Here is a 20645-nt window from a genome sequence, read left to right as displayed (position 1 = left end):
AACTCCGACGGCTCGTGGACCGAGTACGGCTCCCTGGTCGGCGTGCCGATCGAGCTCGGCGCCATGTTGGGCGGAGGTGCTGTCGTGTCAGGCGGGGACGGAGGGCCCGCGGAGGGACCGGAAACCCCGCTGATCAAGAGACCTATGTCCCGTAACAGGGGTATTCGGCCCCTTTTTCGTCCCAGGACCCGGTCGGTCGGCCGGCCGACCGCCCCGGGCCGGTTAGGCTCTAGACCGGCGGGGGCCACCGCACGGCCCGCGCCCACCGCACACCCAGCGTCACATCCCAGAAGGAGATGCTCGTGCCGTCCATCGACGTCGTCGTAGCCCGGGAAATCCTGGACTCCCGAGGCAACCCCACGGTCGAGGTCGAGGTGGGCCTCGACGACGGCAGCACCGGCCGTGCTGCCGTTCCGTCCGGTGCCTCCACCGGTGCCTTCGAGGCCATCGAGCTCCGTGACGGGGACCCCAACCGTTACCTCGGCAAGGGTGTCGAGAAGGCCGTCCTCGCCGTCATCGAGCAGATCGGCCCGGAGCTCGTCGGCTACGACGCCACCGAGCAGCGCCTGATCGACCAGGCCATGTTCGACCTGGACGCCACCGACAACAAGGGCTCCCTCGGCGCCAACGCCATCCTCGGCGTCTCCCTGGCCGTGGCCCACGCCGCCTCCGAGGCCAGCGACCTCCCGCTGTTCCGCTACCTCGGCGGCCCGAACGCGCACCTGCTGCCCGTTCCGATGATGAACATCCTCAACGGTGGGTCGCACGCCGACTCCAACGTGGACATCCAGGAGTTCATGATCGCCCCGATCGGCGCGGAGTCCTTCTCCGAGGCCCTCCGCTGGGGTGCCGAGGTCTACCACACCCTCAAGAAGGTCCTCCACACCAAGGGCCTCTCCACCGGCCTGGGCGACGAGGGCGGCTTCGCCCCGAACCTGGAGTCCAACCGCGCCGCCCTCGACCTCATCGTCGAGGCCATCAAGCAGGCCGGCTATGTCCCGGGCAAGGACATCGCGCTCGCGCTCGACGTCGCCGCGTCCGAGTTCTACAAGGACGGCAAGTACGAGTTCGAGGGCCAGTCCCGCTCGGCCGCCGAGATGACCGAGTACTACGCGGAGCTCGTCGAGGCCTACCCGCTCGTCTCCATCGAGGACCCGCTCTTCGAGGACGACTGGGCCGGCTGGAAGGTCATCACCGACAAGCTCGGCGCCAAGGTGCAGATCGTCGGCGACGACCTCTTCGTCACCAACCCGGAGCGCCTGGCCCGCGGCATCGAGGAGGGCTCCGCGAACGCCCTGCTCGTCAAGGTGAACCAGATCGGTTCCCTGACCGAGACCCTCGACGCCGTCGAGATGGCCCAGCGCAACGGCTTCAAGTGCATGATGTCGCACCGCTCCGGCGAGACCGAGGACGTCACCATCGCCGACCTCGCCGTCGCCGTGAACTGCGGCCAGATCAAGACCGGTGCCCCGGCCCGTTCGGACCGCGTCGCCAAGTACAACCAGCTCCTGCGCATCGAGGAGATCCTCGACGACGCCGCGGTCTACGCCGGCCGCAGCGCCTTCCCGCGCTTCAAGGGCTGATCACCCGCACCGGGCGCAAGCCCTCCTTTGCATCCGAATGACCCAATGAGGAGCAAAGGCGCAGCGAAGCGGAGCGTCCCCGCACTCGGTCCCGTACCGTGTGCGGGGACGCACGTGCGTGGACGTACGCGTGGTGAGAGAGGGAGGCGGGCACATGGCCGGGAACCGGGACCGGTTCTCCACCGCGACCAGGCTCAGGCAGCTCGGTGAGCGGACCGCCGCCCACGTCTACCGCTCCCAGACGCGCCGTCAGGTCCGGCGCTCCAGGCTGACCGGCCGCGCGGCCCTGCTCGCCCTCGTGCTCTGCACCCTGATCGTCGCGCTCGCCTACCCGATGCGGCAGTACGTCTCCCAGCGCTCGGACATCGCCGAGCAGCAGCGGGACGCCGACCGGGCGCGCCAGTACCTGGAAGAGCTGCGCGACGAGAAGGCGCGCTGGCAGGACCCGGCCTACGTGGAGCAGCAGGCGCGCGCGCACCTGCACTACGTGCGGCCCGGGGAGACCGGCTACACCATGATCGATCCCGAGGCGGCGGAGCAGGAGCGGCGCCGTGCCGAGGAGGGCGCGGCCGACCGGCCGTGGTACTCCAACGTCTGGGACGGCGTGGACAAGGCCGACCGCCCCGAGGACTGACGGGCCCGCCCGACCGCCCCGCGCCGCGGGCCGCGGCCGGTCGCGCCCACCCTCCCCATCCCGACTCCGAGCGAAGAGACTTCACAGCAGGTATGGAAACGCCCCCGCCCCAGACCGACCGCACCGAGCCCACGGCCGCCGACATCGAAGCGTTCGAGCAGCAGCTGGGCCGCCCGCCGCGCGGGCTCCGGGCCATCGCGCACCGCTGCCCCTGCGGGCAGCCGGACGTGGTCGAGACGGCCCCGCGGCTCCCGGACGGCACGCCGTTCCCGACCACCTACTACCTGACCTGCCCCCGCGCGGCCGGTGCCATCGGCACCCTGGAGGGCTCGGGGCTGATGAAGGAGATGCAGGACCGGCTCTCCACCGACCCGGAGCTGGCCGCCGCCTACCGGGCCGCGCACGAGGACTACATCGCCCGCCGCGACGCCATCGAGGTGCTGGCCGGCTTCCCGAGCGCCGGGGGAATGCCCGACCGGGTCAAGTGCCTGCACGTGCTCGTCGGGCACTCGCTGGTGGCGGGGCCCGGCGTGAACCCCTTCGGTGACGAGGCCCTGGCCCTGCTGCCCGAGTGGTGGGCCAAGGGCCCCTGCGTCACCCCGTGCGGAGAGCACAAGGAGAAGGAGTCCGAATGACCCGGGTAGCGGCCGTCGACTGCGGCACGAACTCCATCCGACTGCTGGTCGCCGACTGCGACCCGGCCACCGGCGAGCTGGTCGAGCTGGACCGCCGGATGACCATCGTCCGGCTCGGGCAGGGCGTGGACCGGACCGGACGGCTGGCCCCCGAGGCCCTGGAGCGCACCTTCGCGGCCTGCCGGGAGTACGCGGCCGTGATCAAGGAGCTGGGTGCCGAGCGGATCCGCTTCGTGGCGACCTCCGCCTCCCGGGACGCGGAGAACCGCGACGAGTTCGTCGCGGGTGTGCTCGACATCCTGGGCGTGGAGCCCGAGGTGATCACCGGGGCGCAGGAGGCCGAGTTCTCCTTCACCGGTGCCACCCGCGAGCTGACCGGGGCGGCCCACCTGGAGCGGCCGTTCCTGGTCGTGGACATCGGCGGCGGCTCGACCGAGTTCGTGGTCGGTGACGACCGGGTCCGCGCGGCCCGCTCGGTGGACATCGGCTGCGTGCGGATGACCGAGCGGCACCTGGTGGTGGACGGGGTGGTCACGGACCCGCCGAGCGCCGAGCAGCTGGCCGCGATCCGCGCCGACATCGAGGCGGCCCTGGACCTGGCCGAGGAGACCGTGCCGCTGTCCGAGGCGCGGACCCTGGTGGGCCTGGCCGGTTCGGTGACCACCGTCGCGGGGATCGCGCTGGACCTGCCCGCGTACGACACCAAGGCCATCCACCACACCCGCGTCTCCTACGAGCGGGTGAAGGCGATCACCGAGCGGCTGGTGTCCTCCACCCACGCCGAGCGGTCGGCGATCGGGGTCATGCACCCGGGCCGCACCGACGTGATCGCGGCGGGCACGCTGGTCCTCCTGGCGATCATGGAGCGCACCGGCGCCCGCGAGGTGGTCGTCTCCGAGCACGACATCCTCGACGGCATCGCCTGGTCCGTGGCGTAGCCGCGTGGGGTGTGCCCAGGGCCTCCGGAGCGGCGGAATGGAACGTTCCGGGGGCCGTCAGGGGCATGTCAGAGGGACTTTCGGGCCGCCGTCCCCATGAACTTCGTGAAGTTCTTCACAAGGAAAAAGGGCCCGTCGGCCCAAGGAAAGCTTGTTCGGAGCCCGATTCGGGGGCTCTTTCGTAGCCCGGGGCCCTCATTGGTGCGATCGACCGGTGCTACGGGTTCCGTGTCGTAGGGAGGGGCGACCGGGGTGGATCAGGCCGCCCGAAGGGCTGATGGCCTGATCAGATGGGGTCTCCAACGTCCCGCCGGACCCTCTGGTTCCCGTTGTGCGCCATGACCTGCGTCACGCGGGCCGCGCAGTGTAGCAGAGGGTACCCGGGTTCTTGTGAAGGGGCTCACGAGCGCCCCTCAACCGGGTGCTGGATACTCAATGGCATGAGCACCACGGAGCGTCCCAGGATCCTCGTAGTAGGCGGTGGGTACGTCGGTCTGTACGCGGCCAAGCGCATCATGAAGAAGATGCGCTACGGCGAGGCGACCGTCACGGTCGTCGACCCCCGGTCGTACATGACGTACCAGCCCTTCCTCCCCGAAGTGGCCGCAGGCAGCATCTCGCCTCGGCACGTCGTCGTCCCGCTGCGACGCGTGCTGCCCAAGGCTGAGGTCCTCACCGGCCGGGTCACCACCATCGACCAGGACCGCAAGGTCGCCGTCGTCGCGCCGCTCGTCGGCGAGGCGTACGAGCTGCCCTTCGACTACCTGGTGATCGCGCTCGGCGCCATCTCCCGCACCTTCCCGATCCCCGGCCTCGCCGAGCAGGGCATCGGCATGAAGGGCGTCGAGGAGGGCATCGGCCTGCGCAACCACGTCCTGGAGCAGCTGGACAAGGCCGAGTCCACGCAGGACGAGGACGTCCGCCGCAAGGCCCTCACCTTCGTCTTCGTCGGCGGCGGCTTCGCCGGTGCGGAGACCATCGGTGAGGTCGAGGACATGGCCCGCGACGCCGCGAAGTACTACACCAACGTGAAGCGCGAGGACATGCGCTTCATCCTGGTCGACGCGGCCGACAAGATCCTTCCCGAGGTCGGCCCGAAGCTGGGCACCTGGGGCAAGGAGCACCTGGAGTCCCGCGGCATCGAGATCTACCTCGGTACCTCCATGGACTCCTGCGTCGACGGCAACGTGGTCCTCAAGAACGGCCTCGAGGTCGAGTCCAACACCATCGTGTGGACCGCCGGTGTGAAGCCGAACCCGGCGCTGGCCCGCTACGGCCTGCCGCTCGGCCCCCGCGGTCACGTGGACACCGCCGCCACCCTCCAGGTGCAGGGCACGGACTACATCTGGGCCGCGGGCGACAACGCCCAGGTCCCGGACATGGCCTCCCGCCGCGCCGGTGTCGAGAACGCCTGGTGCCCGCCGAACGCCCAGCACGCGCTGCGTCAGGCGAAGGTCCTCGGCGACAACGTCGTCTCCGGCATGCGGGGCTTCCCGCAGAAGGAGTACAGCCACTCCAACAAGGGTGCTGTGGCGGGCCTCGGCCTGCACAAGGGCGTCGCGATGATCGTCATGGGCAAGATGAAGATCAAGCTCAAGGGCCGGCTCGCCTGGTACATGCACCGTGGCTACCACGGCATGGCCATGCCGACCTGGAACCGCAAGATCCGCGTCTTCGCCGACTGGACCCTCAGCATGTTCCTCAAGCGCGAGGTCGTCTCCCTCGGCGCGCTGGAGACCCCCCGCGAGGAGTTCTACGAGGCCGCCAAGCCCGCCCCGGTCGCCGCGGCCCCCGTGGAGAAGACCGAGAAGGCCAAGGCGTCCTGACGCCGAGAAGTACCCGCACGACCCCGAAGGGGCCGCTCGCCATCCGTGGTGCGAGCGGCCCCTTCGGGGTTTCCGCGGGGTGCGGGGGAGCGGCGGCGGGGCGGGCCGGGATGTTCCGCCGGACGGGGGTAACCGCCGGTCAGGGTGTTACCCGGGGGTGACCGGGCGCTGCTTACCTGGTCGGGCAGCGGGGTAGTCCGGTTGCCTGGAACCCTCTGGAGGTGTTCGTCATGCCCGACGCCGCTCCGCGGCTCGCCGCGATGGCCGAGAGCCTGCTCGGCGCCCCCCTCAGCTTCCGGATCCGGGCCTGGGACGGCAGCGAGGCCGGTCCCTCCGGGGCCCCGGTGCTGGTGGTCCGTCACCGCCGGGCCCTGCGGCGCCTGTTGTGGCAGCCCGGCGAGCTGGGGCTGGCCCGCGGCTGGGTGGCCGGTGAGCTGGACGCGGACGGGGACCTGTACGGCCTGCTCACGGAACTGGCCGGGGTGCTCTGGGAGCGCGAGGAGTCCGAGGACGCGCCGGCGGCCCGGACCCGGCTGCGGGACCCGGCGGTCCGGGCCGCGCTGGGGGACCTGGTGCGGCTGGCCGGTCCGTGGCCGCAGCCGGCGCCCCCGCCGGAGGAGGTGCCGCGGGCGGCGCGCCGCCGCGGGCCGCTGCACACCCGCGGGACCGACCGGCAGGCGATCAGCCACCACTACGACGTGGGCAACGAGTTCTACGAGCGGGTCCTGGGCCCGTCCATGGTGTACTCCTGCGCCTACTGGAGCCAGGGCGGCACCCTGGAGCAGGCCCAGCGGGACAAGCTCGACCTGGTCTGCCGGAAGCTGGCCCTGAAGCCCGGGGACCGGCTCCTGGACGTGGGCTGCGGCTGGGGCTCCATGGCCCTGCACGCGGCCCGGGAGTACGGGGCCCGGGTCACCGGGGTCACCCTGTCCCGGGAGCAGGCCGCCTACGCCCGCAAGCGGGTCGTGGAGGAGGGTCTGGCGGAGCTGGTGGAGATCCGGGTGCAGGACTACCGGGACGTCAGGGACGGTCCGTACACGGCCGTTTCCTCCATCGGGATGGCCGAGCACGTGGGCTCGGAGCGGTACCGCGAGTACGCCGGGGTGCTGTTCGGGCTCTTGGAGCCGGGCGGGCGGCTGTTGAACCACCAGATCGGCCGGCCCCCGGAGCCCGACGAATCGGCTTACCGCATCGACGAGTTCATCGACGCCTACGTCTTCCCCGACGGGGAGCTGTCCCCGGTGGGCAGCACGGTGGGGGAGCTGGAGCGGGCCGGGTTCGAGGTGCGGGACGTGGAGGCGCTGCGCGAGCACTACGCCCTCACCCTGCGGGCCTGGGTGACCCGGCTGGAGGAGCACTGGGACGAGGCCGTCCGCCTGACCTCGGAGGGTCGGGCCCGGGTCTGGCGGCTGTACATGGCGGCCTCGGCGCTGGGCTTCGAGCACGGACGGCTGGGGGTCAACCAGGTGCTGGCGGTGCGGCCCGGGACGGGCGGTGCCTCCGGGATGCCGCTGCGGGCCCGCACCTGGCCGGCGGTCTGAGCCGCCGGGAGCCGGGCCGGGAGCGGGAGTGCGGAAGGGCCCCGCGGCCGCACGCGCCGCGGGGCCCTTCCCCGTCCTCGTCCCGGTGCGGCCCCCGGGTGGGGGCCGGGCCGTGCTACTCCGTCTTGATGGCGGTGAGCATGTTCAGCTTGGCGGCGCTGCGGGCGGGCCACATGGCCGCCAGGACGCCGACCAGGGCGGCCAGTACGAGGAAGACGCCGATCCGGTCGAAGGGGATCACCAGCTCGTAGTTGGGGATGACGCCCTTGATGGTCTGGCCGATCGCCCAGGCGAGGAAGGTGCCCAGGCCGACGCCGAGGACGGCGCCGAAGAGGGAGATGACCACGGCCTCCAGGCGGACCATGTTCTTGACGCGACCGCGGTCCAGGCCGATGGCGCGGAGCATGCCGATCTCCTGCTGGCGCTCGAACACCGACATGGCGAGGGTGTTGATGACGCCGAGGATGGCGATCAGCAGGGCCATGCCGAGCAGGCCGTACATGATGTTGAGCATCATGCTGATGATGCCGCCGAAGGTGTTCCGGATGTCGGTCTGGTCCTGGACGCTGATGGCCGGGTTGCTGCCGAGGGCGTCCACGATCTTCTGCTCGTTGGCGGCGGACTCGCCGCCCTCCGTCTTGACGAAGACCTGGCGGATGTCGGAGCGCTCGCCGTCGGCGTGCGCGTCCAGGATCTTGGCGTCGAGGACGTACGGGGAGACGAACTCGTTGGCCTCGTAGACCGCGCCGACCGTCAGGGTGGCCTTCTTGCCGTCGTCGAAGGTGGCCTCGACGGACTTGCCCACGGAGAGCTTCTGCTTCTCGGCGGTCTTCTCGTCGACCGCGACCTTGCCCTCGGCGAGGGAGGCGGTGGAGCCGCTGAGGACCTTCAGCTTCAGGAGCTGGTCGATGCCCTGCGGGTTGACGCCGCTGGCGGCGTGGTACAGGCCGTCGGAGGTCTTGAAGTAGCCGGCCTGCTGCGGGCTGAGGGCGGTGATCCCGGGGGTCTTCTCCAGGGCGGGCAGCACGGACTTGTCGAGGCTGTCGCCGCTGGCCATGGTCAGCATGTAGTCGGCGCGGACCACGTCGGTGGTCATGCGGTCCACGGCCTTGCCCACGGTCACGCCGAGCACGGTGAGACCGGTGACCAGCGTCAGGCCGATGGCCAGGGAGGCGGCGGTGACGCCGGTGCGGCGCGGGTTGCGGACGGCGTTCTGCGCGGCCAGCTTGCCGGCGGTGCCGAACACCTTCTGGAGCAGCGGGCGGACGGCGGCGATGAAGGGCCGGGACAGCATCGGGATGAGGACGATGATGCCGACCAGGGCGAAGAAGGCGCCGCCCGCGATGAGCATGCGTCCGTCCGAGCCGGCGGCGGCACCGGCGACCACGAGGCCCAGGCCGATGAGGAAGAGGACCGCGCCGATGCTGTTGCGCAGCACCAGGGACTTGGCGGTGGCCGGCAGGTGGGCGCTGCCCATGGCGGCGACCGGGGCGATCTTCGCGGTGCGGCGGGCCGGCAGCCAGGCGGCGAGCATCGTCACCAGGATGCCGATGACGAGGGCGATGCCGATGGTGCTCGGGGCGATGACCAGCGGGCCGTCGGGGATCTTGGCGCCGAAGGTGCCCATCAGGGAGCGCAGGCCGACGGCGAGGCCGATGCCGGCCACCAGGCCGATGGCGGAGGAGATGACGCCGACGGTGAAGGCCTCGGCGAGGACCGAGCGCTTGACCTGGCGGCGGGAGGCGCCGACGGCGCGCAGCAGGGCCAGTTCCTTGGTGCGCTGGGCGACCAGCATGGTGAAGGTGTTGTAGATGAGGAAGACGCCGACGAACAGGGCGATGCCGGCGAAGGCCAGCAGCACCTGGTTCATGCCGCTCATGCCCGCTTCGATGTCCTTGGCGTTGCGCTCGGCGAGCGCGGCGCCGGTCTCGGCGGTGGCCTCGTCGCCGACCAGCGGCTTGACCTGGGCGAGCAGGGCGTCGGCCTTGGTGCTCGGGGAGGCGGCCACGGACAGCTCGGAGAAGTAGCCGGGCTTGAGGTAGAGCTTCTGGGCCACCGGGGTGTCGAACAGGACGAGGCTGCCGCCCGCGTTGACCTGGCCGTCGTCGGTGGTGAACACGCCGGAGAGGGAGTACTCCTTCACCGGGCCGTTGGTGGCGACGCGGACGCGGTCGCCGGGCTTGTAGCCGCCCTTGGAGGCGGTCTCCTCGTCGAGGGCGACCTGGTCGGCGCGGACCGGGCCGGAGCCGTCGGTGAAGGCGTAGTGCGGGTCCTTGCCGTCCTTGCCGGGGGCGAAGTTGGAGCCGCGGTTGGCCCAACCATTGCCGATCAGCTTGCCCTTGGCGTCGGCGACGCCGGCGAAGCCGTCGACGCGGCCGGAGACGCCGGTCACGCCGGGCAGGGCGGCGATCTGGTCCGCCTGCTTCTTGCTGATGCCGGGGGCGCTCTTGGTGCCGTCCGCGGAGCGGCTGCCGCCGCCGTAGTGCGTGACGGACACGGCGACGTTGTCGTAGCTCTTGGCGGACTGCCCGCTGAGGGCCTTGCCGAGGGTGTCGGTGAAGACGAGCGTGCCGGAGACGAAGGCGACGCCGAGCATGACGGCGAGGACCGTCATCAGCAGCCTCGCCTTGTGCGCGAGGATGTTGCGCAGGGCGGTACGGAACATGGTGGCGATTCCAGGAGGTCGAGGGAGGGCCGGGTCAGGGGCGGGTGGAGCGCCTCAGCTGGTGCGGCCCTTGGCGTCGAAGGCCTTCATGCGGTCGAGCACGCCGTCGGCGGTGGGGCGGTGCATCTCGTCGACGATGCGGCCGTCGGCGAGGAAGATGACGCGGTCGGCGTAGGAGGCGGCGACCGGGTCGTGGGTGACCATGACGACGGTCTGGCCCAGCTCGCGGACGGAGTTGCGCAGGAAGCCGAGGACCTCGGCGCCGGAGCGCGAGTCCAGGTTTCCGGTGGGCTCGTCACCGAAGATGATCTCGGGCTTGGAGGCCAGGGCGCGGGCCACGGCCACGCGCTGCTGCTGGCCGCCGGACAGCTGGGTGGGGCGGTGGCTCAGCCGGCCGGAGAGGCCGACCATCTCGATGACCTGCTCCATCCACCGCTTGTCGGGCTTGCGGCCCGCGATGTCCATGGGGAGCGTGATGTTCTCCAGGGCGGTCAGCGTGGGCAGCAGGTTGAACGCCTGGAAGATGAAGCCGATCTTGTCCCGGCGGAGCTGGGTGAGCTGCTTGTCCTTGAGGCTGCCCAGCTCGGTCTCGCCGATCCGCACCGAGCCGCTGGAGAAGGTGTCCAGGCCGGCCACGCAGTGCATGAGCGTGGACTTGCCGGAGCCCGAGGGGCCCATGATCGCGGTGAACTGGCCCTGGGCGAAGTCCACGGAGACGTTGTCCAGCGCGACCACCTGCGTCTCGCCCTCGCCGTACACCTTGGACAGCTGGGTGGCGCGGGCGGCCACCAGGGCGGTGCGCTGGGGGGCGTGGTTCATGGTGGTCACGGGAGACTCCTGCGGGACGGTCACGGACTGCGGGACGTTCTCCATCCTCACCCGCCGCTTACTTCGGCGGATCCGTCGTCGTGCGGGTCTTGCGGGCCCACTGGAGTCTGACCGGGGGAGGCCCCCCTCCTCCTCTGGTATGACAAGCGGCTCCATCGGGAGCAGGGGGAGGACCCGGCGGGAGCGGGGTGGCCCGGGGTGGCGGACAGGGGGTGGGAGCCTCGCGGGAAGGGGGGTCCGGAGCCGTCGAAATCCCGTCATTCCGGCGGGTCGATCTTCCCGGTACGCAGGAGGCGGACCGCGCCTTCTGTGTGCTGACGCACCCTCAAGCATCAATAAAATCAGACAACATCGGAAAGAAGATCACTCTTCGGATGTCGGATTCCGGTTAGGCTCACCCCTGGGTTCAAGGATTTCCGCGGAGCCGCCCGCCCCGCCCGGATGGTGGAATGCAGACACGGCGAGCTTAAACCTCGCTGGCCTCAGGCCGTGCCGGTTCGAGTCCGGCTCCGGGCACGCGGGCTCCTCCCCGCCGCCGCTCCTCCCGCGCAGGTCGCGCGGGGTCCGCCGGCGTGACCCGCGCCCCTTCCGCGGTCCTCCCCGCACCTTCCCCGCCTCCCGTGTACAACCATCCGCCCGCTCCGGGTGTCGATCAGGTGCACGAACCAACGGGAGGAAACCTCATGCACCAGTTCCGGTTCTCCGGACGTCTGCTCGGCCCGGCCGTGGCGGTCGCCCTGGCGGCGGGCGCGAGCCCGCTCGCGGCGCCCGCCTTCGCGGCCGCGCCGCCCGCGCACGCCGGGGCGCAGGCCCCCGCGGCCGCGCCCGCCCCCGCGGCCGTGCCGCGGATCGCCCCGGGCTCGGAGGTCCTCGCCGCGGGCCCCACCGGCTTCCTCACCCGGGACGGCGAGGGCCGGGTCTGGACGAAGTACGCGGACGGTTCGCAGACGCGGTTCGGCCCGGCGAGCCTCGGTTACGCCCGCGACTTCGGCGCCGTCGAGGACGTTGTGGCCGAGCACGAGGGCCTGGGCACGACCACCTCCGTCACCCTCACCGACACCCGCACGGGCCGGATTACCCGGGTCGACCTGGCGGGGTACGAGTACCTCGGCACCGTCGGCCGCACGCTGCTCGCGGAGCGGGAGGGCGCGCTGTACCTCCTCGACGGCTCGGGCGCCGGAGCACCGGCCCGCCGGGTGGCCGGGTTCTCGGGGGACACGGACCGGTACTCCCTCGTGCGGGCGATCCCCGGCCGGGCCCTCGTGAGCTACGCCGGTCCGGACGATGAGCGCAGCAGCTACACGCTGATCGACCTCGCCGAGGGCGCCCGGGTTCCGGGTGCGGTCGTGCACGCGCACGACGTCCACGGGATCGCCCTGTCCACCGAGCGGCTCGTCGTGGTCCATCAGGGCGACGGCGAGGAGCACTCCCTGCTGACGAGCATCGACCTTCGAACCGGCAAGGAGACGGAGACGTCGGTCCCGACGGCGGAGTACGCGCGCCTCGGCATCGGACTGGTCGGCGGTCAACTGGTCCGTGGCCCGATCCGGGCCTCCCACCAAGGCACCGCCAAGGAGGACCTGGCCCTCAAGACGGTTCCGCCGGACGGTGGCACCGCCCGCAAGCTCCTCGACCACGCGTCCTCGCTCGCCCAGACCCCGGACGGGGCCCTGCTGGTCCGCGGCGGCACCCTCGCCTCCGGCGAGGGGCTGTACCGGATCTCGGCCGGTGCCGGCGGGGTGCCGGTGGCGGCCCTCGTCGCCTCCACCGGTGAGCCCACCGTCGTGGCCGTTCAGGAGACGGACGTGGAGAAGACGGTCGCCCTCGACGACCGCGCCCACCGAATGCGCTGGCGGCTCTCCCGGCAGAACGTCCAGATGACCGTCACGATCACTCACGTCGCCACCAAGCAGACCGGTACCTGGAACGTGCCGCCCGCGCAGAACCCGGCCGCCGGATCGGGATGGATGGCGCTGGACTGGAACCGGACCCTCGCCACTCCGGGGCGGCCGCTGTCCGCCCCCGCCGGTGACTACACGTGGAAGGCGGTCTTCACGCCCCGCAACGGGCTCGGCCCGGCGGCCACCGTTACCGGTGCCTTCCAGGTGACCCGGAAGTCCCACCCCCACGACTACACGAGCAACGGTTCGCCGGACCTCCTGGACCGCGACGCGGCGGGCAAGGTATGGCTGTACGACTCGGCGTGGAACCCGAGCGGGCGCACGATCTTCCCCACGGGCGAGTTCCGCGAGCGCAAGCAGGTCCCCGGCGACTGGTCCGGGTACGACAGGATCGCGGCGGCGGGCAACGCCGCCGGCGGGGCGGCGGGCGACCTCGTCTCCCGGGACAAGGCGGGCGTGCTCTGGCTCCACCTCGGCAAGGGCGACGGCACCTTCGACACCCGGATCAAGGTGGGTGCGGGCTGGCAGGTCTACAAGCAGCTCACCGCCCTCGGCGACGTCACGAACGACGGCAAGCCGGACCTCCTGGCCGCCGACGCCGCCGGGGTGATGTGGCTCTACCGGGGCACGGGTTCCTGGAAGACCCCGTACCTGCCTCGCAAGAAGGCGGGCGCGGGCTGGCAGGGTTACAACAAGATCCTTTCCGTCGGGGACATCGTGGGCACCAAGGCGGGCGACCTGCTGGCCAGGGACACCGCCGGCGTGCTGTGGTCCATGGAGGGCAGGGGCGACGGCACCTTCGCGCCCCGCGTGAAGGTGGAGGCGGGCTGGGGTGGCCTCCCGCACGTGGTGGGCATCGGCGACGGCGACCGCAACGGACGGCCGGACCTGTTCGCCTCCAACGGCAAGGCGGACTACCTCTACCGCGCCACCGGCGACCCCGCCAAGCCGCTGAACGGCCGCTACACCCTCCGCCAGGACTACCCGGGCGTCCCCGCCTACAGGGAAGTGTTCTGATCCGCGGGCCGAGGGCCTCCGGGTCACGGGCCTCACCGCCCCCCGCCCGCCCTTCCCGTGGCCGGTCGTACGAGCCGGTGAAAAGATCCTCCCTGAGCAGTAGGGTGGATTCTTTGCTAACGCATTACTGTTGAACGCAAGGCCGCGCACGGTGGCCACGGAGGAGTGAAGGATGAGGAGCAGCAACCCGGTCTTCTCGCGACGGGGGTTCAGCCGCGACAACGGCTACGCGGGTTTCGACGCGCAGCAGGTGCAGGCCGGGACCGCGACCAACCCGTACGCGACCAACCCGTACGCCGTGGACCCGCAGACCGGCATGCCGGCCGCGCCCGCCCGCGGCAGCGTGATGACCATCGACGACGTCGTGAGCCGCACGGCCATGACGCTGGGCACCGTCATCCTGACGGCCGTCCTGTCCTGGGTCCTCCTCCCGGTCGACCCGGCCAACGTCAACAAGTCGTACGGCATCGCGATCGGCGCGGCCCTCGTGGCCTTCGTCCTGGCGATGGTGCAGAGCTTCAAGCGGAAGCCGGTCCCCGCGCTGATCCTGGCCTACGCGGCCTTCGAGGGCGTGTTCCTCGGCGTGATCAGCTCGGCCGTGAGCACGTACCTCAGCCCCGGCGTGGTCGTGCAGGCCGTGCTCGGCACCATGTGCGTGTTCGCCGCGGTCCTCTTCGCGTACAAGATGCGCTGGATCCGCGTGAACCGCCGCTTCTACGGCTTCGTGATGGCCGCCGCCCTGGGCTTCATGCTCCTGATGGTCGCCAACCTGCTGTTCTCGGTGTTCGGCGGCGGTGACGGCCTCGGCTTCCGCAGCGGCGGCCTCGGCATCGTCTTCGGCATCATCGGCGTCCTGCTCGGTGCCGCCTTCCTCGCCCTCGACTTCAAGCAGGTCGAGGACGGCGTGAACTACGGCGCCCCGCGCGAGGAGTCCTGGCTGGCCGCCTTCGGCCTCACCATGACCCTGGTCTGGATCTACCTGGAGATGCTGCGCCTCTTCTCGATCCTCTCCGGCGACGACTAGTCGGGCCGGCGCGCCGCTCGCGCGCCGGACGACACGAGAAGGCCCCGCGGGTACGCCCGCGGGGCCTTTCCCGTACCCGCGTGCACGGGCCGGGGGAGCTCGGGAGGGGGATCCCGGGTGTGGGGGAGGAAGGGGAGCGGGGGGAGCGGAGGGTGGAGACGTGGAGGGAGCGGCGGCGGTCGGTGGTGCTAGCCCCGCCTGCGGGCGGCCCGACGGAGGCCGTACTCGTGGACGATGGCCTTGGCCTGGCCGTAGGACAGCTCGTGCGCGCCGCGCAGCCAGCTGACCTTTTCCTCGAAGCGGATCAGGGACGGCCCCTCGTCCACGTAGCGGAGCCATTCGGAGATGTCACGGCCGGTGGACTGGGGGATGCGGGAGAGCATCCTGCGGTGGGTCTTCTCGGAGAACTCGACGGACATGGGCGCCTCCGGACGCAGCGGACTGCCTCGTTCCTTCCCGACACCGTGCCCGCCCCTCCGCGTGTTGGCAAGAGTGCCGGACCGGCGCGTAGGGTCGCCCGCGTGCTCGATACCTCACCGCTGACCGCCGCCGTGGAACGTTTCGCCGACCGGCTGCGCGCCGCCCCCCAGAGCCGCCTGCAGCGCGGTGCCGCCGCCGAGGGACTGGCCCTGGCCCGGGAGCTGTCCCGGCGGGCCGCCGGGCTGGAGGGTGGCCCCGTACGGGAGATGCCGGACGCCGGGCCCTTCGTGGTCGGCGATCAGGTCGCCGTGGCGGGCCTGGACCTCGCCGAAGCCCTCCGCAACACGACGTCGGCCCCGTCCACCCTGGTGGACGAGGCCGTGGTGCTGGTCGGCGAGGCCGAGGTCAGAGCGATGCGATGACCCGGTCCGCGAGGATGTAGACGTTGTCCTCGGGGCTGCCCGGGTGCGAGGGATCGCCCGCGCCCTCCCCGCAGGAGAAGGTCAGGGCGTACGCGCCGGAGATCCCGGAACCGCCCAGCAGGACGGGGGTGCGGCCGGTGCGCAGGGCCTCGGCGAGCCGCTCGGCGGTCTCGCGGTGCCCGGGGGTCATGCACAGGGTGGTGCCGTCGGTGAAGACGTACACGTCCAGGGTGCCCAGCGGGCCGGGGCGCACGTCCGCGAGGGCGGTACGCGCCTGGGCCAGCTCCTCCAGGCGGTTCACGGTCCGCTCGTGGTCGGCGGTCGGAGAGGCCTGGACCGGGACGAAGTCGGGGTGCGAGGGGTGGCGGCGGCGGGCCGCGGCCAGCTCGGCGGAGTCCTCCGGGTACTCGGGGGCGGTGGTGGCCGCCTCCTCCTCCAGGAGGGGCTCCAGACCCACCAGGTCGGCCTGGCGGGGCAGGTACATCGGGTGGCTCTCCTCGCCCAGCCCGGGCAGGCCGCCCAGCAGCGAGGGGGCGTCCGCGGCGTCACGGGCCTCCTGCGCGGCCCAGAAGGCCCGCGCCTCCGCCAGCTCGCGCTCGCGCTCCTCGGCGAGGGCCTCGGCGACCGCGGCGCGTATCTCGGCGGCGGGGGTGTCGACCGCGCTGCGGGCGTGCGGGACGCTCGCGCCGCGCAGGGCGGCGGAGGCGGCGAGGTCGCCGCGCAGTGCGGTGACCTGCTTCCGGAGCCCGTGGACGGCGTGCAGCGCAGCGGCGCCCACGGCCGTGGCAGCGGCCGTGGTCAGCAGCAGGGCAAGAGACATGGCGCTCACTGACTAACTCCTGAGTGGTTGGATCCCCCGACTTCCTACCCCAGCTTGTCCTGACCTGGGAATGGCGTGCAGTGCATTACGTCACGAAATGGACAGGTCGTTTGACCTGTACCCCCCGGTCACACCCGCCCTGACCTGCGGAAACATCGATCCCCCGGGATAAAGGTCACATCCTGGGGGAGATTAGGTCACGGGTCGGCGGCGGGAGGGTTAGACCCGGCGTCAGTACGGGGAAGGACGCCCAGCTCAGGGGCGGGGTTCCATGATCACACCGAAAGTGACCTGCGACGACGCGATCACGGAGCGCTCCGGCGGGACGGGGTGTGGAGCGGGCCGGATCGGCGCTTCGCGCCGACCCGGCCCCTACCCTCCGCTCCGGCTCAGCTCAGTCGCTCGCACGGTCGGTCGCACCGAGCCTCGCCACCGCTCAGCTCAGTCGCTCGATGACCATCGCCATGCCCTGGCCGCCGCCGACGCACATGGTCTCCAGGCCGAACTGCTTGTCGTGGAACTGGAGGCTGTTGATCAGCGTGCCCGTGATGCGGGCGCCGGTCATCCCGAAGGGGTGACCCACGGCGATGGCCCCGCCGTTGACGTTCAGCTTGTCGATGTCCACGCCGAGGTCGCGGTACGAGGGGATCACCTGGGCGGCGAAGGCCTCGTTGATCTCGACCAGGTCGATGTCGCCGATGGTCAGCCCGGCCCGCTTGAGGGCCTGCTTCGAGGCCTCGACCGGACCCAGGCCCATGATCTCGGGGGAGAGGCCGGAGACGCCGGTGGAGACGATCCGGGCCAGCGGGGTCAGGCCCAGCTCGCGGGCCTTGGTGTCGCTCATGATGACCAGCGCGGCGGCGCCGTCGTTCAGCGGGCAGCAGTTGCCGGCGGTCACCAGACCGTCGGGGCGGAACACCGGCTTCAGGCCCTGCACGCCCTCCAGGGTGACGCCCGCGCGGGGGCCGTCGTCCTGGCTGACGACGGTGCCGTCGGGGGTGGTGATCGGGGTGATCTCGCGGGCCCAGAAGCCCTTGGCGATCGCGGCCTCGGCGAGGTTCTGGGAGCGGACGCCGAACTCGTCCATGTCCGCGCGGGTCACGCCCTTGAGGCGGGCCAGGTTCTCCGCGGTCTGTCCCATCGCGATGTAGGCGTCGGGGACCAGGCCGTCCTCGCGCGGGTCGTGCCAGGAGGCCCCCTCCGACTGCGCCACGGCGGCCGTGCGGGCCTCCGCGTCGGCGAAGAGCGGGTTGTGGGTGTCCGGCAGGCCGTCGCTGGAGCCCTTCACGGACCGGGAGACCATCTCCACGCCCGCGGAGATGAAGACGTCGCCCTCGCCCGCCTTGATGGCGTGCAGGGCCATCCGCGAGGTCTGGAGGGAGGAGGAGCAGTAGCGGGTGACCGTACAGCCCGGCAGGTGGTCCATGCCCATCTGCACGGCCACGATCCGGCCGAGGTTGTGGCCCTGCTCGCCGCCGGGCAGGCCGCAGCCGAGCATCAGGTCGTCGATCTCGCGGGGGTCCAGCTCGGGCACCTTGGCGAGGGCGGCCTGGATGACGGTGGCGGTCAGGTCGTCCGGGCGCAGGTCCTTGAGCGAGCCCTTGAAGGCGCGACCGATGGGCGAGCGGGCGGCGGAAACGATCACTGCTTCGGGCATCACGGCTCCAGGGCTGCGTACGGGTTCGGGGCGGACCGCATGTGAAGTTACCGGTCCGTATCGTCGAGGTCACCGGGCGGCAGGTGTGACGCCCGCCGCATCACCGCTCCGGTGGCCGGGGCGCCGACCTCCTGCGGGGGGCCCGCCGGGTCGGCGGCGGGCAGCCGGCGGCGGCGCCGGTGCTTGAGGAGGGCCCAGGGCGCGCGGCCCGCCGTGACCTCGGTGCCCGCGATCCCGGCCGCCGCGGAGGCCGCCTGGGCCACGGGGAGCATGTCCTCGTTGCGCGCGGTGTCCAGCCGGTCCGCCTCGGGCCACAGGCCCAGCGCGGCGCACAGCGTGGGCAGGACGGCCATCGCGGCGGTGGCGTACCCCTCGGCGGAGGGGTGGTAGGAGTCGGGGCCGAACATCTCGCGCGGGTTCGCGGCGAACTCCGGGCCGAGCAGGTCGCCCATGGAGACGGTGCGGCCGCCCTGTTCGACCACCCCGATGGTCTGCGCGGCGGCCAGCTGGCGGGAGACCCGCCGGGCCAGCCAGCGCAGGGGTTGGTAGACGGGTTCGATGGTGCCCAGGTCGGGGCAGGTGCCGACGACCACCTCGGAGCCGGCCCCGCGCAGCCGCCGCACGGCCGCGGTGAGCAGCCGCACCGACTGCGTCGGCGGCATCCGCCGGGTCACGTCGTTGGCCCCGATCATGATCACGGTGACGTCGGGCAGGAAGCCGGTGTCGTCCAGGACCATCCGGACCTGCCGGTCCAGGTCGTCGGACATGGCGCCCGACAGGGCCACGTTGCGCAGCTCCACCGGCCGCTCCGCGACCGCCGCGAGCCCGGAGGCGAGCAGGGCCGCCGGGGTCTGCCGGGCCCGCCGCACCCCCAGCCCGGCCGCCGTGGAGTCGCCCATCATGGCCAGCCGCAGCGGTTCCGCGCCGGGCCCGCCGAACTCGGTGCCGTACCGGCCGTCCGCCCGGGGCGGGTCGGCCGCGAGGGTGCCGACGGTGCGCTTGGCCAGCTGCACCTCGGCCAGTACGAGCCCCACCGCCGCGGCGCCGATCAGCCCGATGCCGCCGCCCCCGTACGCGGCGCCCGCCGCGATCCGGCGTGCCGTCCTCGCCCTGGACACTGTCCCTGCCACCTCCTCGGCGCCCGTCCGGCCGCGGTGGCCGTCACACGCCCTCTACCTGCCCCGTACTGCCGGTCGGCCAATCGCTTTCCGCATACTCTGGCGGTGCCTCCCGGAGAACCCGTGGAGTCCCCTCCTTGGAGAACATGGTGCAATTCCACGACTCGATGATCAGCCTCGTCGGCAACACCCCGCTGGTGAAGCTCAAGAACGTCACTGAAGGCATTCAGGCGACCGTCCTGGCGAAGGTCGAGTACTTCAACCCCGGCGGGTCCGTGAAGGACCGCATCGCCGTCCGCATGATCGAGGCGGCGGAGAAGAGCGGCGCCCTGCAGCCCGGCGGCACGATCGTCGAGCCGACCAGCGGCAACACCGGTGTCGGTCTCGCCATCGTGGCCCAGCAGAAGGGCTACAAGTGCATCTTCGTCTGCCCCGACAAGGTGTCCCTGGACAAGATCAACGTCCTGCGCGCGTACGGCGCCGAGGTCGTGGTCTGCCCGACCGCCGTGGACCCGGAGCACCCGGACTCGTACTACAACGTCTCCGACCGACTGGTCCGTGAGACCCCGGGGGCCTGGAAGCCCGACCAGTACAGCAACCCGAACAACCCCCGTTCGCACTACGAGACGACCGGTCCCGAGCTGTGGGAACAGACCGAGGGGAAGATCACACACTTCGTCGCGGGCGTCGGCACCGGCGGCACCATCTCCGGCACCGGCAGGTACCTCAAGGAGGCGTCCGGCGGCGCGGTCAAGGTGATCGGCGCGGACCCGGAGGGCTCCGTGTACTCCGGCGGCTCCGGCCGTCCCTACCTGGTCGAGGGCGTCGGTGAGGACTTCTGGCCCACCGCCTACGACCGCGAGGTCACCGACGAGATCATCGCGGTGTCCGACAAGGACTCCTTCCAGATGACCCGCCGCCTCGCCAAGGAGGAGGGCCTCCTCGTCGGCGGTTCCTGCGGCATGGCCGTCGTGGCCGCGCTGGAGGCCGCCCGCGGTCTGGGCCCGGACGACGTGGTCGTCGTCCTCCTCCCGGACAGCGGCCGCGGCTACCTGAGCAAGATCTTCTCGGACGAGTGGATGGCCGGGCACGGCTTCCTGGAGGAGGCCGGTCCGGCGGCCCGCATCGGTGACGTGCTCGCGGACAAGGAGGGCGCCGAAATGCCCTCGCTGGTCCACATGCACCCCGAGGAGACCGTCGGCGAGGCCATCGAGGTGCTCCGCGAGTACGGCGTCTCCCAGATGCCCGTCGTGAAGCCGGGCGCCGGCCACCCCGACGTCATGGCCGCCGAGGTCATCGGCTCCGTGGTGGAGAAGGAGCTGCTCACCGCGCTCTTCGAGCAGCGGGCCTCGCTGACCGACCCGCTGGAGAAGCACATGAGCTCCCCGCTGCCGCAGGTCGGCTCCGGCGAGCCGGTGTCGGACCTGATGGCCGCGCTGGGCAAGGCGGACGCGGCGATCGTGCTGGTGGAGGGCAAGCCCAAGGGCGTGGTCTCCCGCCAGGACCTGCTGGCCTTCCTGGCCCGCGGCACCAAGTAGCGAAGCGGTACGGGCCCACAACACCGACCCCACCCTGCTGAAGCTCGCCCGCTCCATGAACCTCTCCACGCCCCGGCT

At 71.7% G+C, this 20645-nt stretch carries 16 protein-coding genes and 1 tRNA gene; 11 read left to right on the top strand and 6 right to left on the bottom strand.

Features of this window, described 5'->3' with window-relative positions; translation table 11 throughout:
• Positions 1 to 296: 296 nt before the first annotated feature.
• From eno to ABTZ17_RS29635, 6 genes are all read left to right on the top strand, one after another.
• Positions 297 to 1583, top strand: coding sequence for a phosphopyruvate hydratase (gene eno, locus ABTZ17_RS29660; protein ID WP_352198839.1), 1287 nt, complete (start codon positions 297 to 299; stop codon positions 1581 to 1583).
• 154 nt (positions 1584 to 1737) lie between these two features.
• A complete protein-coding gene (locus ABTZ17_RS29655) occupies positions 1738 to 2217 on the top strand; it encodes an FtsB family cell division protein (protein ID WP_352198838.1) in 480 nt (159 codons plus the stop codon).
• Between the two features lie 92 nt (positions 2218 to 2309).
• Positions 2310 to 2852, top strand: coding sequence for a DUF501 domain-containing protein (locus ABTZ17_RS29650; protein WP_352198837.1), 543 nt, complete (start codon positions 2310 to 2312; stop codon positions 2850 to 2852).
• Positions 2849 to 3790: a Ppx/GppA phosphatase family protein gene (locus tag ABTZ17_RS29645; protein WP_352198836.1), complete on the top strand. Its 942-nt coding sequence runs from the start codon at positions 2849 to 2851 to the stop codon at positions 3788 to 3790. Before ABTZ17_RS29650 ends, ABTZ17_RS29645 begins: the two co-directional genes overlap by 4 nt.
• A 440-nt stretch (positions 3791 to 4230) precedes the next feature.
• Positions 4231 to 5616, top strand: a complete 1386-nt coding sequence (locus ABTZ17_RS29640; RefSeq protein WP_352198835.1) for an NAD(P)/FAD-dependent oxidoreductase — start codon at positions 4231 to 4233, stop codon at positions 5614 to 5616.
• 230 nt (positions 5617 to 5846) lie between these two features.
• Complete coding sequence (locus ABTZ17_RS29635; RefSeq protein ID WP_352198834.1) at positions 5847 to 7157, top strand: class I SAM-dependent methyltransferase; 1311 nt, start codon at positions 5847 to 5849, stop codon at positions 7155 to 7157.
• Between the two features lie 115 nt (positions 7158 to 7272).
• On the opposite strand, the gene ABTZ17_RS29630 is transcribed toward ABTZ17_RS29635, so the two are convergent.
• Together ABTZ17_RS29630 and ABTZ17_RS29625 are read right to left on the bottom strand one after the other, a co-directional pair.
• The gene (locus ABTZ17_RS29630) at positions 7273 to 9822 is read right to left on the bottom strand and encodes an ABC transporter permease (RefSeq protein ID WP_352198833.1); all 2550 of its coding nucleotides are present in this window, start codon (positions 9820 to 9822) and stop codon (positions 7273 to 7275) included.
• Positions 9823 to 9876: 54 nt separating this feature from the next.
• The gene (locus ABTZ17_RS29625) at positions 9877 to 10641 is read right to left on the bottom strand and encodes an ABC transporter ATP-binding protein (protein WP_352198842.1); all 765 of its coding nucleotides are present in this window, start codon (positions 10639 to 10641) and stop codon (positions 9877 to 9879) included.
• Positions 10642 to 11085: 444 nt separating this feature from the next.
• Between ABTZ17_RS29625 and ABTZ17_RS29620 the strand changes: the two genes are divergently transcribed.
• The 3 genes from ABTZ17_RS29620 to ABTZ17_RS29610 all read left to right on the top strand — a co-directional run bounded on the left by ABTZ17_RS29620 (position 11086) and on the right by ABTZ17_RS29610 (position 14592).
• A tRNA-Leu gene (locus ABTZ17_RS29620) sits at positions 11086 to 11166 on the top strand.
• A 167-nt stretch (positions 11167 to 11333) separates the two neighbouring features.
• Positions 11334 to 13568, top strand: coding sequence for an FG-GAP repeat domain-containing protein (locus ABTZ17_RS29615; protein WP_352198832.1), 2235 nt, complete (start codon positions 11334 to 11336; stop codon positions 13566 to 13568).
• 172 nt (positions 13569 to 13740) lie between these two features.
• Positions 13741 to 14592 carry a Bax inhibitor-1/YccA family protein gene (locus ABTZ17_RS29610; protein ID WP_352198831.1) on the top strand — a complete coding sequence of 284 codons (852 nt, stop codon included), beginning with the start codon at positions 13741 to 13743 and terminating at the stop codon, positions 14590 to 14592.
• Between the two features lie 188 nt (positions 14593 to 14780).
• On the opposite strand, the gene ABTZ17_RS29605 is transcribed toward ABTZ17_RS29610, so the two are convergent.
• Positions 14781 to 15011, bottom strand: a complete 231-nt coding sequence (locus ABTZ17_RS29605) for a DUF4287 domain-containing protein (protein ID WP_352198830.1) — start codon at positions 15009 to 15011, stop codon at positions 14781 to 14783.
• 102 nt (positions 15012 to 15113) lie between these two features.
• Here ABTZ17_RS29605 and ABTZ17_RS29600 point away from each other — a divergent pair, with 102 nt between their 5' ends.
• Entirely contained in the window at positions 15114 to 15434 is a 321-nt protein-coding gene (locus ABTZ17_RS29600; protein WP_352198829.1) for a hypothetical protein, read from the top strand.
• Here the strand turns inward: ABTZ17_RS29600 and ABTZ17_RS29595 are convergent.
• From ABTZ17_RS29595 to ABTZ17_RS29585, 3 genes are all read right to left on the bottom strand, one after another.
• Positions 15418 to 16254, bottom strand: coding sequence for a hypothetical protein (locus ABTZ17_RS29595; RefSeq protein ID WP_352198841.1), 837 nt, complete (start codon positions 16252 to 16254; stop codon positions 15418 to 15420). The two genes, ABTZ17_RS29600 and ABTZ17_RS29595, sit on opposite strands and share 17 nt — an antisense overlap.
• Before the next feature lie 436 nt (positions 16255 to 16690).
• Positions 16691 to 17911: an acetyl-CoA C-acetyltransferase gene (locus ABTZ17_RS29590; protein ID WP_352198828.1), complete on the bottom strand. Its 1221-nt coding sequence runs from the start codon at positions 17909 to 17911 to the stop codon at positions 16691 to 16693.
• Positions 17912 to 17958: 47 nt separating this feature from the next.
• A complete protein-coding gene (locus tag ABTZ17_RS29585; protein ID WP_352198827.1) occupies positions 17959 to 19029 on the bottom strand; it encodes an SGNH/GDSL hydrolase family protein in 1071 nt (356 codons plus the stop codon).
• Between the two features lie 149 nt (positions 19030 to 19178).
• Here ABTZ17_RS29585 and ABTZ17_RS29580 point away from each other — a divergent pair, with 149 nt between their 5' ends.
• Complete coding sequence (locus tag ABTZ17_RS29580; protein WP_352198840.1) at positions 19179 to 20567, top strand: cystathionine beta-synthase; 1389 nt, start codon at positions 19179 to 19181, stop codon at positions 20565 to 20567.
• Positions 20568 to 20645 lie beyond the last annotated feature (78 nt).

Origin of the sequence: Streptomyces sp. NPDC097619 (assembly GCF_040302735.1) — a bacterium.
In the GTDB taxonomy this organism is placed as follows: domain Bacteria; phylum Actinomycetota; class Actinomycetes; order Streptomycetales; family Streptomycetaceae; genus Streptomyces.
This window is presented reverse-complemented; position numbering and strand designations above follow the sequence as displayed.